Raw genomic sequence first — 13,983 nt, forward strand, 5'->3', positions numbered from 1 at the left:
GTGATATAATGCCGCCACTTCGGTGCCGCGGAGCTGGCACCCCGTGTCTGCTTCACGCCACTGCCGCGCTGCAGTACCGACGGAGCATGCGTCGTTGCTGCAGTGGCGCCAACAGTTGAGTTCAAGGATTTGACGAATCATGGGTGAGATCGCCAGAGAGATACTGCCAGTCAACATCGAGGACGAGCTCAAGCAGTCGTATCTCGATTACGCGATGAGCGTCATCATCGGGCGTGCCTTGCCGGATGTTCGCGATGGCCTCAAACCGGTTCACCGTCGCGTACTGTTCGCGATGCATGAGCTGAACAATGACTGGAACAAGGCCTACAAGAAATCTGCCCGTGTCGTCGGCGATGTGATCGGTAAATACCACCCGCACGGTGACAGTGCGGTCTACGACACCATCGTTCGCATGGCCCAGCACTTCTCCATGCGCTATGTGCTGGTGGATGGTCAGGGCAACTTCGGTTCCATCGATGGCGACAGCGCCGCGGCGATGCGTTACACCGAGGTGCGCATGGCGCGCCTGGCGCACGAGCTGCTGGCGGACCTCGAGAAGGACACCGTCGATTGGGTCGACAACTATGACGGCACCGAGCGCATTCCCGGTGTACTGCCGACCAAGACCCCGAACCTGCTGGTCAATGGCTCATCCGGTATCGCCGTGGGCATGGCCACCAACATCCCGCCCCACAACATGGGCGAGGTCATCGATGGCTGTCTGGCGCTGATCGACAACGGCGACCTGACCATCGATGAGCTGATGGAATACATCCCGGGGCCGGACTTCCCGACCGCCGGTATCATCAACGGCCGTGCCGGCATCCTCGATGCCTACCGTACCGGTCGTGGTCGTATCTACGTGCGTGCCGTGCATACCATCGAGCACAACGACAAGAACGGCCGTGATCACATCATCATCACCGAGCTTCCCTACCAGGTGAACAAGGCGCGTCTGATCGAGAAGATCGCCGAACTGGTCAAGGACAAGAAGATCGAGGGCATCGCCGAGCTGCGTGACGAGTCCGACAAGGACGGTCTGCGCGTGGTCATCGAGACCAAGCGTGGCGAGTCGGGTGAAGTGGTCGTCAACAACCTCTTCTCCCAGACCCAGCTCGAGACCGTGTTCGGCATCAACATGGTCGCGCTGCACGAAGGTCAGCCGAAGATCCTGAATCTCAAGCAGATTCTGGAATCCTTCATCCGTCACCGTCGTGAAGTCGTCACCCGTCGTACCCTGTTCGAACTCAAGAAGGCGCGTGAACGTGGCCACATTCTTGAAGGTCTGGCGGTGGCGATCTCGAACATCGATGAGGTGATCGAGCTGATCAAGGGCTCGCCGAGCGCGGCGGAAGCCAAGGAAAAGCTGATCGATCGCGAATGGCAGCCGGGCCAGGTGGTCGAGATGCTCGAGCGCGCCGGTGCCACTTCCTGCCGTCCGGAAGATCTGCCGGAAGGTCTGGGCCTGTCTGAAGACGCCAAGCACTACCGTCTGTCGCCGGCCCAGGCTCAGGCCATCCTCGAGCTGCGTCTGCATCGCCTGACCGGTCTCGAGACCGAGAAGCTGCTGGCCGAGTACTCCTCCATCCTCGAGCGCATCGCCGAGCTGATGGAGATCCTGTCCTCTGCCGACCGCCTGATGGAAGTCATCCGCGAAGAGCTGCGCGAAGTGCGTGCCCAGTACGCCGATGAGCGCCGCACCGAGATCATGACCAGCCGTCGTGACCTGACCATCGAAGACCTCATCAACGAGGAAGACATGGTGGTGACGGTCTCGCGCAGCGGTTACGCCAAGACCCAGCCGCTGTCTGACTACCAGGCCCAGAAGCGTGGTGGCCGCGGCAAGTCCGCCACCTCGATGAAGGACGAGGATGTCATCGAGCACCTGCTGGTCGCCTCGACCCACGACACCGTGCTGCTGTTCTCCAACAAGGGCAAGGTGTACTGGCTCAAGGTCTACGAGATGCCGCAGGCGTCACGTGGCTCGCGCGGCAAGCCGCTGGTCAACCTGATTCCGCTGGACGACGGCGAGTGGGTCACCACCATCCTGCCGGTGCGGGATTACGCCGCCGACAGCTACATCTTCTTCGCCACCGCCAACGGCACGGTCAAGCGCACCGCGCTGAGCCAGTTCTCGCGTCCGCGCAGTGTCGGCCTGATCGCGCTGGACATCGAGGAAGGTGACCGCCTGATCGGCGCCGACATCACGTCCGGCTCCGACCACGTCATGCTGGTGTCCTCCAACGGCAAGGCGATCCGCTTCGAAGAGCAGAACGTGCGCGTGATGGGCCGTACCGCCCGTGGTGTGCGCGGCATGCGTCTGCTCGACGATGCACAGGTCATCAGCCTGATCATTCCGCGCACCACCGCGATCGATGACAACGAGATCGAGGTCGATGACGCCGCGGACGCGACGGCGGAAGGCGTCGAGAGCGCTGATGTGGCAACCACCGAGGGCGCGACGGAAGACAGCGTCGCCAGCGGTGAGGTGCCGCAGTGCTACATCCTGACCGCGTCCGCCAATGGCTTCGGCAAGCGCACGCGTCTGGAAGAGTTCCCGCTGCGTGGCCGTGGTGGCCAGGGCGTGATCGCGATGCAGACCAGCGAGCGCAACGGTGATCTGGTCAGCGCGGTGCAGGTCAGCGACAACGATGAACTGATGCTGATCACCGATCGCGGCACCCTGGTACGTACCCGCGTCGCCGAGGTGTCCACCACCTCGCGCAACACCCAGGGCGTGACCTTGATCCGCACCGCGGAAGAGGAGCGTCTGGTGACGACGGTGCGTGTCGACGAGCCGGAAGAGGTCGTCGTGGTGCAGGATGAGCTGGACGAAGAGGCGCTGAGCACCGACGAACAGGTGCAGGCGGGAGATGATGCCGAGTCGACGGATACCCCGCCGACAGACGCGGAATAAGACGCTGGATTGCGACCGCCTTCGGGGCGGTCGCTTCACTTTCGGGAAATAAGACGACATGACACGCAAGTTCAACTTCTGCGCCGGTCCTGCTGCACTGCCGACCGCTGTCCTGGAGCGCGCCCGCGCCGAGATGCTGGATTATCAGGGCCGCGGACTGTCCGTCATGGAGATGAGTCATCGCTCCGACGAATTCGTGGCCATCGCCGAGAAGGCCGAGGCGGACCTGCGCGAACTGCTCGAGATTCCGTCCAACTATCGCGTGTTGTTCATGCAGGGTGGCGCCTCGACCCAGTTTGCGGGTGTGCCGCTGAACCTGCTGGGCGCGGGCGGCAGTGCCAACTATCTGTATACCGGTATCTGGGGCAAGAAGGCGATCAAGGAAGCCGAGCATCTGGCGGTGGGCAGCCACGTGGCAGCCTCCAGCGAGAGCAATGGCCTGATCGCCGTGCCGCGCCAGAACGCGATCCAGCTCTCCGGTGATGTGGGCTATCTGCACTACACCGCCAACGAGACCATCGGCGGCCTCGAGTTCGACTACATCCCCGAGGTGGCAGCGGATGGCGTGCCGCTGGTGTGTGACATGTCGTCTTCCATCCTGTCTGGCCCGCTGGATGTCAGTCGTTTCGGCGTCATCTATGCCGGCGCCCAGAAGAACATCGGTCCGGCGGGTCTGACGCTGGTCATCGTGCGCGAAGACCTGCTCGATCGTGCCCGCAAGGACTGCCCGACCATGCTGAACTGGAAGACGGCCGCCGAGGCCAACTCCATGTTCAACACGCCGCCGACCTACGCCTGGTATCTCTCCGGGCTGGTGTTCGAGTGGCTCAAGGACGAGGTCGGTGGCCTCGCCGCCATGAACGCGATCAATGATCGCAAGGCGCAGGCACTCTACGCGGCCATCGATGGCAGCGACTTCTATTCCAACCCGATCGTCACCGAGAACCGCTCACGCATGAACGTGCCGTTCGTGCTGGCCGATGACCGTCTCGACAAGACTTTCCTCGCCGAGTCCGAAGCGGCGGGTCTCTTGAATCTGGCCGGTCACCGCAGCGTCGGTGGCATGCGTGCCAGCCTCTACAACGCCGTGCCGGAAGCTGCCGTCACTGCGCTGGTGGACTTCATGGGCGACTTCGCGCGCCGTCACGGCTAAGGGAGGAGGTGAGATGTCGGATTCCAAGGAGAGCCCTGCGCCGCAGGCGGCGGGCAAGGCGGTGACGCTGGACGACCTGCGTCAGCGCATCGACGCCATCGACAACGAGCTGCTGAACCTGATCAGCGAGCGCGCGGGCTGCGCGCAGCAGGTCGCCGAGGTCAAGCTGGCGGCCGGTGACGTGGGCGAGGACGGCCAGGTGCAGTTCTATCGTCCGGAGCGCGAAGCCCAGGTGTTGCGTCGCATCATGGCCAACAACCCCGGCCCGCTGAAAGGCGAGGAGATGGCGCGTCTGTTCCGCGAGATTATGTCCGCCTGTCTGGCACTGGAGCAGCCGATCCGTCTGGCCTATCTCGGCCCGGAAGGCACCTTCACCCAGCAGGCCGCGCTCAAGCACTTCGGTGACAGTGCCGTGACCAAGCCGATGGCTGCCATCGACGAGGTGTTCCGCGAAGTGGAAGCGGGCGCGGTGCAGTACGGTGTGGTGCCGGTGGAGAACTCCACCGAGGGCGTCATCAACCACACGCTGGATTCGTTCATGGGCTCGCAGCTCAAGATCTCCGGCGAAGTGGTGCTGCGCATTCACCATCACCTGCTGGTGGGCCCGAATACGCGTCGCGAGAAGATCTCGCGCATCTATTCCCACGCCCAGTCGCTGGCCCAGTGCCGCAAGTGGCTGGATGCCCACTTCCCGCACGCCGAGCGCATCGCGGTGTCCTCGAATGCCGAGGCCGCGCGTCAGGTGCGCACCGAGTGGCACAGTGCGGCGATTGCCGGTGACATGGCGGCCAAGCTCTATGAGCTGGAGAAGGTCGAGGAGAAGATCGAGGACAGCCCCGACAACTCCACGCGCTTCCTGATCATCGGTGACAGCTCGGTGCCGGCGTCCGGCGATGACAAGACCTCCATCGTGGTGGCGATGCGCAACCAGCCGGGGGCGCTGCACGACCTGCTGGCGCCGTTCCACCGTCACCAGATCGACCTGACCCGCGTCGAGACGCGTCCGTCACGCTCCGGTGCCTGGAACTATGTCTTCTTCATCGACTTCCGTGGCCACCGTGATGACCCGCTCATCACGGCGACGCTGGAAGAGCTGCGTCAGTGCGCGGCGGACGTCAAGGTGCTCGGGTCCTACCCGGTCGGTGTGCTGTGAGCGAGGTTGACCACACGCGCCATGCTGCGCCGTCAGACCTGCTGTCCTCGCTGCCGTCAGCGGAGCGCCTGGCCGGCGAGCGGCGTATCCTGCTGGTCGGACTGGGCTTGATCGGTGGCTCGCTGGCCGCGGCATTGCGCGCGGCGGGCCATCGCGGCGAGATTCTCGCCTGTGATCGTGACTCCAACGAGATCTGCCTCGGCCAGCGCATGGGGCTGATCGACGGTGGCAGCACGCAACTGGCGGCGCTGGTACCGGGCGCCTCGCTGATCGTGCTGTGCGTGCCGGTGATGGCGATGCAGAGCGTGATGGCCGAACTGGCGCCGTTGCTGGATGATGACGCCGTCATCACCGATGTCGGCAGCACCAAGGGCGCGATCCGCGATGCGGCGCTCGGCGTCTTCGGTCGCATGCCGCCGAATCTGGTGCTCGGTCACCCGATCGCCGGGTCCGAGAAGAGCGGCGTCGCGGCGTCCAATCCCGAGCTCTATCGCGATCACAAGGTGATCCTGACGCCGGAGCCGGACAGCGATGCCGAGGCCGTGGCACGCGTGGCGGCCATGTGGTCGGTATGTGGTGCCCAGCTTCTGAGCATGAGCGTGGCGCGCCACGATGAAGTGCTGGCGCGCACCAGCCATCTGCCGCACCTGCTGGCGTTCTCGCTGGTCGACAGCCTGGCGCGCCAGGATGAGCGGCTGGAGATCTTCCGCTACGCGGCGGGCGGTTTCCGTGATTTTACGCGCATCGCGGGCAGTGACCCGGTGATGTGGCGCGACGTCTATCTGGCCAACCGCGATGCGGTGCTGGAGGCGTTGGATGAATTCGAGGCCGGGGTAGCGCGGGTGCGCGCTGCCGTGACCGCGGGCGATGGTGAGGCGATGCTGGGGATATTCACCCGCGCAAGCCACGCCCGACACTACTTCAATACCCTCTTGAAACAGACGAGTTATCAGACCATGGAACAGCAGAACGTGCGGTACCGTGCACTGCCGGGTGGGCAGGTTCAGGGGCGCATTCGTGTGCCGGGCGACAAGTCCATGTCGCATCGCTCCATCATGCTGGGCGCCTTGGCGACTGGCGTGACCGAAGTCGAAGGCTTCCTGGAAGGGGAAGACAGCCTGGCCACGCTGCAGGCCTTCCGCGACATGGGCGTGGTCATCGAAGGCCCGCATCAGGGTCGTGTCACCATTCACGGTGTGGGTCTCAACGGCCTGAAGCAGCCGCCGGGCCCGCTGTATGTCGGCAACTCCGGCACCGCGATGCGCCTGTTCGCTGGTCTGCTGGCCGGCCAGGCCTTCGACACCGAGCTGACCGGTGATGCCTCGCTGACCAAGCGTCCGATGGACCGCGTCGCCAATCCGCTGCGCGAGATGGGCGCGGTGATCGATACCGCAGACAACGGCCGTCCGCCGCTGCGTATCCACGGTGGTCAGCCGCTCAAGGGCATCCGTTACGAGATGCCGATGGCGTCCGCGCAGGTCAAGTCGTGCCTGCTGCTGGCCGGTCTCTACGCCGAAGGCGAGACGCGTGCCATCGAGCCGGCGCCGACGCGTGACCACACCGAGCGCATGCTCAATGGCTTCGGCTACAAGGTCGAGCGTCAGGGCGCCGAGGCATGGCTGAACGGTGGCGGCAGCCTCGAAGCCTGCCCGATCGACGTGCCGGCCGACATCTCCTCCGCTACCTTCTTCCTGGTCGCCGCGGCCATCACGCCGGGCTCCGACCTGGTGCTGGAGCACGTCGGCATCAACCCGACGCGCATCGGCGTGATCAACATCCTCAAGGCCATGGGGGCCGACCTGAGCGTCTCCAATGAGCGCGAAGTCGGCGGCGAGCCGGTGGCAGATCTGCACATCCGTTATGCGCCGCTCAAGGGCATCGACATTCCGGAAGACCAGGTGCCGCTGGCCATCGACGAATTCCCTGCACTGTTCATCGCCGCCGCCAACGCCGAGGGCATGACCCGCCTGCGTGGCGCCGAGGAGCTGCGCGTCAAGGAATCCGATCGCATCCAGGTGATGGCGGACGGTCTGGCGCAGATCGGCGTCGAGCACGAAGTGGTCGCGGACGGTATCGATATCCGTGGCGGCGCCTACGGTGGCGGCCTGGTCGACAGCCACGGCGATCACCGCATCGCGATGGCCTTCAGTGTCGCGGCGCTGCGCGCCCAGGGCGAGATCCTGATCGACGACTGCGCCAATGTCGCGACCTCCTTCCCGAACTTCGTGGCGCTGGCCGCGGAAGTCGGCATGCAGGTCGAGAACCTCGGTGCCGTGGCACCCGGCCAGGAGGCTTCATGAGCGGGGAAGCGACACCTCATCACAGCCAGATCTGCGACGCGCCGGTGTTGACCCTTGATGGCCCCGGCGGGGCAGGCAAGGGCACCATCAGTCGTCTGGTCGCGGCGAGCCTGGGCTGGCATCTGCTGGATTCCGGTGCGCTGTATCGCCTGACGGCACTGGCCGCCGAGCGTCATGGCGTGGCGCTGGAAGACGAGGATGCCGTGGCGACCATCGCCGAGCACCTCGATGTGCAGTTCGATGCCGAAGGCGACGCCACCAGCGTGATTCTGGAAGGCGAGGACGTCACCCGTGACATCCGTCTCGAGTCGGTGGGCAACAATGCCTCCATCATCGCGGCCCAACCGCGTGTGCGGACTGCACTGCTGGCGCGCCAGCGCGCCTTTGCGCGCGCGCCGGGCCTGGTGGCCGATGGTCGCGACATGGGCACGGTGGTCTTCACCGGTGCGCCGCTCAAGATCTTCCTGACGGCAAGCGCCGAGGAACGTGCGCGTCGTCGTCATGCCCAGTTGCAGGAAGCGGGTGTCGATGCTAATATTTCGAGCCTTTTGACAGAAATACAGGCGCGCGATGCGCGTGACATGGGCCGGGCAGTCGCCCCGCTCAAGCCTGCAGACGACGGCGTGATCCTCGATACGACGGATCTCGACATCGACCAGGTGATCGAACGCATCCAGCAGCTGCTGGTCGAATACGGCCTGGTAGCGGCGCGCTGAGACTCGAGTCTCAGCCTGTAAGTCGTCAGAACAACGGATTGATCGCCTGCTGTTGCAATACGGCCTCCGGGTCGGGCAGCAGCGGGTTTCGCTCGCTTCGCGAGTGATGATGCAGAACCCAGATGACACCGAGGTGTCATCAACCCCCCGGCAAGGTGTCATGGGGTGCATCGGCGGCAAGCGGAAAGCCGGTGTATCTCGAACCAGCGTCAACGCCCCCGGGGATATGTAGATATGGCCCGTGCTTGCTGGTGGTACGGAGACTGCGGTGCAAGCCGCCCCAAACGTTGATCATGTAGGAATACCATGAGCGAGAGCTTTGCTGATTTATTTGAACAGTCACTCCAGGACATCAACATGGAGCCGGGCGCAATCGTGTCCGCTACCATCGTGGATATCGATGGCGACTGGATCACTGTCAATGCCGGTCTGAAGTCTGAAGGTCAGATTCCGTCTGAACAGTTCCGTGACGAAAGTGGCCAGCTGTCCATCAGCATCGGCGACGAAGTCATGGTTGCACTGGAAGCCGTGGAAGATGGCTTCGGTGAGACCCGCCTGTCCCGCGAGAAGGCCAAGCGTGCCGAAGCGTGGAAAGAGCTGGAAGCCGCCTTCGAGAAAGACGAGATCGTCAAGGGCGTGATCAACGGCAAGGTCAAAGGTGGCTTTACCGTCGACATCAACACCATCCGCGCCTTCCTGCCGGGTTCTCTGGTCGATGTCCGCCCTGTGCGCGACACCGCCCACCTCGAGAACAAGGAACTGGACTTCAAGGTCATCAAGCTCGACGCCAAGCGCAACAACGTTGTCGTGTCTCGTCGTGCCGTCCTCGAAGCCGAGAACAGCGCTGAGCGTGAAGCCCTCCTGGCCACTCTGCAGGAAGGTCAGCAGATTCAGGGTATCGTCAAGAACCTGACCGACTACGGCGCCTTCGTCGACCTCGGCGGCGTTGACGGCCTGCTGCACATCACCGATATGGCATGGAAGCGCATCAAGCATCCGTCCGAGATCGTTGCTGTCGGCGACGAGATCAATGTCAAGGTGCTGAAGTTCGACCGCGAGCGCAACCGTGTGTCTCTGGGTCTCAAGCAGCTGGGCGAAGATCCGTGGGTCAACATCAAGGCTCGCTACCCGGAAGGCGCCAAGATCAACGCACGCGTCACCAACCTCACCGACTACGGCTGCTTCGCCGAGCTGGAAGAGGGCGTCGAAGGTCTGGTCCACGTGTCCGAAATGGATTGGACCAACAAGAACATCCACCCGTCCAAGGTCGTCAATGTCGGCGATGACGTGGAAGTGATGATTCTGGACATCGACGAAGAGCGTCGTCGTATCTCCCTGGGTATCAAGCAGTGCACCACCAACCCGTGGGAAGACTTCAGCGGCAAGCACAACAAGGGCGACCGTGTCTCCGGTACCATCAAGTCAATCACTGACTTCGGTATCTTCATCGGTCTGGAAGGCGGCATCGACGGCCTGGTTCACCTCTCCGACATTTCCTGGAACGAAGCTGGCGAAGAAGCCGTGCGTCGTTACAAGAAGGGCGAAGAAGCTGAAGCGGTCATCCTGTCCATCGATCCGGAACGTGAGCGCATCTCTCTGGGTGTCAAGCAGCTCGAGAGCGATCCGGTCTCCGAGTACCTGGCCGTCAACGACAAGGGCGCTATCGTGTCCGGTCGTGTTGTCGACATCGATGCCAAGGAAGTTCAGGTAGAGCTGGCGACTGACGTCATCGCTATCCTGAAGGCTTCTGAAATCAGCGCTGACCGTGTCGAAGACGCACGCAACGTCCTGAGCGTCGGCGATGCTGTCGAAGCCAAGATCGTCGGTGTGGATCGCAAGAGCCGCCTGATCAACCTGTCCGTCAAGTCCAAGGACCAGGTTGAAGCACCGCGTCGCGATGCTGCCAAGCCGCGTACCCAGGAAGTCGAGAGCAACGGCCCGACTACCATCGGTGATCTGATCAAGCAGCAGCTGGGTCAGGAGTGATCCCGAGACACTCCGCCTCCTCGTGAGGCGGGGTGTCCGGATCCACGCTGAGGTGACATGCCTCTGGTAGTCACCTCAGCGTCTCCGAATCGGTATCCTGCATGAGACGTATGTCATATGCGGGAACGAAAAAAACCGCCACCCTTCGGGGTGGCGGTTTTTTCATGCCTGGTCGTTACGGGTGGCTGCTGGTCATTGTTGGTCGTTGCTTGTCATTACCAGTCGCCACTTGCCAACCACCTCATCTGGCGTCGCTCAATGCGCTTGCGAGGCTGCGGGCTGACTGACCTTGGCCAGCAGCTGCATCTGGCGTAGCGAGATCGTGCAGTACAGGCTGCGGTAGAGCGTCGGTTCCTGCGCCGGGTCGGTCTTGAGCAGGCGAGCTTCCAGCTGGTGGATGTCGCTGGCCAGCTGTTCCGCGTCCGGGGTCTGTGTCTGTCGTGCGGCTGTCTGAGTCATGTAAAGGCGCTCCGTGAGTCCATGGTCGTGGTGGGATCAGGGTCGGCTCTTCTTGTGGGTGTCTCGAGGTGCGTCGCCACGCTGGCCTGTCATGGCCCTTCGTGTGTTGGCGTGGCGGCGCCTCTGCCTGCTCTTGCGGCAGTTCTCGACCTGCGTGGCAGGTCTCAAGGTCGCAAAGAAGCCTTTGCCTGACACTGCAGCCTTCGCCTATGACTTCCTTGCTGGGCTGCAGCTACTGCATGGGTCTGTGCCGTATCTCTATGCCGGTATTTCTATACCCGTATTTCTATACCTAGGCTGTGTGACGGGTTCTGCGGTGCCTGACGTCTTGCCTATCAAGCATAGCGGAAGGTCTACAGTGCACCTTGATCCATGTCAGAAGGATGACGTTGCGCTGACAGGCTGTTGCGAAGTGGCGAGAGCCAAGTAGCAACAGTCCGAGCCTCAGTACATGACGGGGCGGCCGTGGACGACTCAGGACGCCTCGTGACCGCTCTGCTGGCTGTCTGTGCCAGCGTTCGCCGCTGCCGTCTGACGCTCAAGATTGGACAGCATGCCACGCAGGATGGAGAGCTCGCGACGTGTCGGCTCGGCACGCGCGAACAGGGCGCGCAGCCGCTCTTCGGTCTGGGAGTGGGGCTGGTTGAGGAAGCCGGAGCCCTGCAGGGCGCGACCGAGATGCTCATGGAAGTAGCCGAGTTGTTCGCGGGTCGGCAGCTGATCATCCTCACGGCGCGCGACAGGCGCCTCCTGAGGCTTGTCGAGCGTCAGGCGCCATGCACTGCGGCACTCGTGCGCCAGCACCTGGACGGCCTGTGAGACGTTGAGGATGCCGTAGTCCGGGTTGGTGGGGATCGACACCTGATGCGTGCAGCAGGCGATTTCCTCGTTGGTCAGCCCGAAGCGCTCGCGGCCGAATACCAGCGCCACCTTGCCATCGCGCGCGATATCCATGGCGTGCGCCGCCATCTCGCGTGGCTCATCGAAGTGGGGCAGCGGGACGCTGCGCAGGCGAGCGCTGGCCCCGATGACCAGCTGGCAGTCATTGACGGCGTCTTCCAGGCGCTCGACCACGCGCGCATTTTCCAGCAGTTCCGCGGCACCGCTGGCCATGCGCGTCGCTTCCTCGTCGGGGAAGCAGCGCGGATTGACCAGCACCAGATCCTTGATGCCCATGGTCAGAATGGCGCGAGCGGTGGCGCCGATGTTGCCGGGATGGAAGGTCTGTACCAGTACGACACGCACATTGTCGAGGGCGCTAGTGGTCGGGGAAGCGGCGGGGGTATCAGTCATGAGAAGGTCCTGGGCAAGCGAGGCGCGCGGCCTGAGCGGTTGGCGTCATCGGTCGTGACCGTAGGCATTTCAGCCTCGATGCACTGTCATCACCAGGCGCAATGTCTCGGGTCGCGGCAAAAAGTGGCGCCTAGTGTAGCGTGGTGAGCGGGAGGCGTCAGGTGCCGAGAGCCGCGGCGCTTACCGTATGAGGGCCACGGCGTTCACTGTATGGGTCTCGCGCTGCTCACCGCATGGAACTCGCAGCGCTCGCCGAATGACAGGCATGAAAAAACCGCCCCTGCTTGCGCAGGAGCGGTTCGGGTCACGACGGGTGAGTCGTGGGGGGAGGCTGGCTTACATCATGCCGCCCATGCCACCCATGCCGCCCATACCACCCATGTCGCCGCCGCCGGCAGCAGCCTTGTCTTCCGGATCTTCAGCGATCATGCATTCGGTGGTGATCATCAGGCCGCCGATGGAGGCCGCGGACTGCAGTGCAGAACGGGTCACCTTGGCCGGGTCCAGCACGCCCATCTCGAACATGTCGCCGTAGACGCCGGTAGAGGCGTTGTAACCGTAGTTGCCTTCGCCAGCCTTGACGTTGTTGAGCACGACAGAGGCTTCTTCACCGGCGTTGGTGACGATCTGACGCAGCGGCGCTTCCATGGCACGCAGTGCGATGGCGATACCGTGAGTCTGATCTTCGTTGTCGCCTTTCAGGTCGACCAGCTGACCCAGCACGCGAACCAGGGCAGTACCGCCGCCAGGCACGACGCCTTCCTCGACGGCTGCACGAGTGGAGTGCAGGGCGTCTTCGACGCGAGCTTTCTTCTCTTTCATCTCGACTTCGGTGGCAGCACCGACGCGAATGACGGCAACGCCGCCGGCCAGCTTGGCGACACGTTCCTGCAGCTTCTCGCGGTCGTAATCAGAGGAGGTTTCCTCGATCTGAGCGCGGATCTGGGCAACGCGTGCTTCGATATCGCCTTCGTTGCCGGCGCCATCGATGATGGTGGTGTTTTCCTTGGACATGGTCACGCGCTTGGCGGTGCCCAGGTGGTCCAGGTTGGCCTGTTCGAGGTTGAGGCCGACTTCTTCGGAAATCACGGTGCCACCGGTCAGGACAGCGATGTCCTGCAGCATGGCCTTGCGACGGTCACCGAAGCCCGGTGCCTTGACGGCAGCGACCTTGACGATACCGCGCATGGTGTTGACGACCAGAGTCGCCAGCGCTTCGCCTTCGATGTCTTCGGCGATGATCGCCAGCGGCTTGCCGGACTTGGCAACGCCTTCCAGCACCGGCAGCAGTTCGCGGATGTTGGAGATCTTCTTGTCGACCAGCAGGATGTACGGGTCTTCGAGTTCGACCGCCATGGTGTCCTGGTTGGTGACGAAGTACGGAGACAGGTAGCCGCGATCGAACTGCATGCCTTCGACCACTTCCAGCTCGTCTTCGAAGCCGCGACCTTCATCGACGGTGATGACGCCTTCCTTGCCGACCTTCTCCATCGCTTCCGCGATGATCTCGCCGATGCGAGAGTCGCCATTGGCGGAGATGGTGCCGACCTGGGCGATGGCCTTGGTGTCGGTGCACGGCACGGACAGCTCACGCACGGCCTTGACGGCTTCGATGACAGCCTTGTCGATGCCGCGCTTCAGGTCCATCGGGTTCATGCCCGCGGTCACGCCTTTCAGGCCTTCGTTGACGATGGACTGAGCCAGCACGGTGGCGGTGGTGGTGCCGTCGCCAGCCACGTCAGAAGTCTTGGAAGCGACTTCCTTGACCATCTGGGCGCCCATGTTCTCGAAGCGGTCCTTCAGCTCGATTTCCTTGGCGACGGAAACGCCGTCCTTGGTGACGGTCGGAGCGCCGAAGGACTTTTCCAGTACCACGTTACGGCCTTTCGGGCCGAGGGTAGTCTTGACCGCGTCGGCCAGGACATTGACACCACGCGCCATGCGCTTGCGTGCATCATCGGAGAAACGAACGTCTTTTGCAGCCATGTTTATCTCTACCTTTAATC

9 protein-coding genes are annotated in these 13,983 nt (G+C 63.2%); 6 read left to right on the forward strand and 3 right to left on the reverse strand.

Annotated features, from left to right (window positions below; genetic code table 11):
* Nucleotides 1–139: 139 nt before the first annotated feature.
* The 6 genes from gyrA (at nucleotide 140) to rpsA (ending at nucleotide 10,225) form a co-directional block, all read left to right on the forward strand.
* Nucleotides 140–2,917 carry a DNA gyrase subunit A gene (gyrA, locus tag MSG32_RS00545; protein ID WP_248376909.1) on the forward strand — a complete coding sequence of 926 codons (2,778 nt, stop codon included), beginning with the start codon at nucleotides 140–142 and terminating at the stop codon, nucleotides 2,915–2,917.
* A gap of 58 nt (nucleotides 2,918–2,975) precedes the next feature.
* Entirely contained in the window at nucleotides 2,976–4,070 is a 1,095-nt protein-coding gene (serC, locus tag MSG32_RS00550; RefSeq protein WP_054555590.1) for a 3-phosphoserine/phosphohydroxythreonine transaminase, read from the forward strand.
* Between the two features lie 13 nt (nucleotides 4,071–4,083).
* Entirely contained in the window at nucleotides 4,084–5,223 is a 1,140-nt protein-coding gene (gene pheA / locus MSG32_RS00555) for a prephenate dehydratase (RefSeq protein WP_052384256.1), read from the forward strand.
* Nucleotides 5,224–5,291: 68 nt separating this feature from the next.
* Entirely contained in the window at nucleotides 5,292–7,523 is a 2,232-nt protein-coding gene (locus MSG32_RS00560) for a bifunctional prephenate dehydrogenase/3-phosphoshikimate 1-carboxyvinyltransferase (RefSeq protein WP_131433164.1), read from the forward strand.
* A complete protein-coding gene (gene cmk, locus MSG32_RS00565) occupies nucleotides 7,520–8,239 on the forward strand; it encodes a (d)CMP kinase (protein ID WP_043331443.1) in 720 nt (239 codons plus the stop codon). Before MSG32_RS00560 ends, cmk begins: the two co-directional genes overlap by 4 nt.
* Nucleotides 8,240–8,545: 306 nt before the next feature.
* Entirely contained in the window at nucleotides 8,546–10,225 is a 1,680-nt protein-coding gene (gene rpsA, locus MSG32_RS00570; protein WP_043331442.1) for a 30S ribosomal protein S1, read from the forward strand.
* 255 nt (nucleotides 10,226–10,480) lie between these two features.
* On the opposite strand, the gene MSG32_RS00575 is transcribed toward rpsA, so the two are convergent.
* From MSG32_RS00575 to groL, 3 genes are all read right to left on the reverse strand, one after another.
* A complete protein-coding gene (locus MSG32_RS00575; RefSeq protein WP_248376911.1) occupies nucleotides 10,481–10,684 on the reverse strand; it encodes a hypothetical protein in 204 nt (67 codons plus the stop codon).
* Between the two features lie 474 nt (nucleotides 10,685–11,158).
* Nucleotides 11,159–11,977 (reverse strand): RNA methyltransferase, encoded by an 819-nt coding sequence (locus MSG32_RS00580; protein ID WP_248376914.1) that lies wholly within the window; start codon nucleotides 11,975–11,977, stop codon nucleotides 11,159–11,161.
* A 336-nt stretch (nucleotides 11,978–12,313) separates the two neighbouring features.
* A complete protein-coding gene (groL, locus tag MSG32_RS00585; RefSeq protein ID WP_043331439.1) occupies nucleotides 12,314–13,963 on the reverse strand; it encodes a chaperonin GroEL in 1,650 nt (549 codons plus the stop codon).
* Nucleotides 13,964–13,983: the final 20 nt, after the last annotated feature.

Origin of the sequence: Cobetia sp. 1CM21F (genome assembly GCF_023161745.1) — a bacterium.
Lineage (GTDB): Bacteria > Pseudomonadota > Gammaproteobacteria > Pseudomonadales > Halomonadaceae > Cobetia > Cobetia amphilecti.

Bases quoted from the DNA above. Each gene is read 5' to 3' on its own strand.
- gyrA (WP_248376909.1), top strand. From the start codon at position 140: ATGGGTGAGATCGCCAGAGAGATACTGCCAGTCAACATCGAGGACGAG.
- serC (WP_054555590.1), top strand. From the start codon at position 2,976: ATGACACGCAAGTTCAACTTCTGCGCCGGTCCTGCTGCACTGCCGACC.
- pheA (WP_052384256.1), top strand. From the start codon at position 4,084: ATGTCGGATTCCAAGGAGAGCCCTGCGCCGCAGGCGGCGGGCAAGGCG.
- cmk (WP_043331443.1), top strand. From the start codon at position 7,520: ATGAGCGGGGAAGCGACACCTCATCACAGCCAGATCTGCGACGCGCCG.
- rpsA (WP_043331442.1), top strand. From the start codon at position 8,546: ATGAGCGAGAGCTTTGCTGATTTATTTGAACAGTCACTCCAGGACATC.
- MSG32_RS00575 (WP_248376911.1), bottom strand. From the start codon at position 10,684: ATGACTCAGACAGCCGCACGACAGACACAGACCCCGGACGCGGAACAG.
- MSG32_RS00580 (WP_248376914.1), bottom strand. From the start codon at position 11,977: ATGACTGATACCCCCGCCGCTTCCCCGACCACTAGCGCCCTCGACAAT.
- groL (WP_043331439.1), bottom strand. From the start codon at position 13,963: ATGGCTGCAAAAGACGTTCGTTTCTCCGATGATGCACGCAAGCGCATG.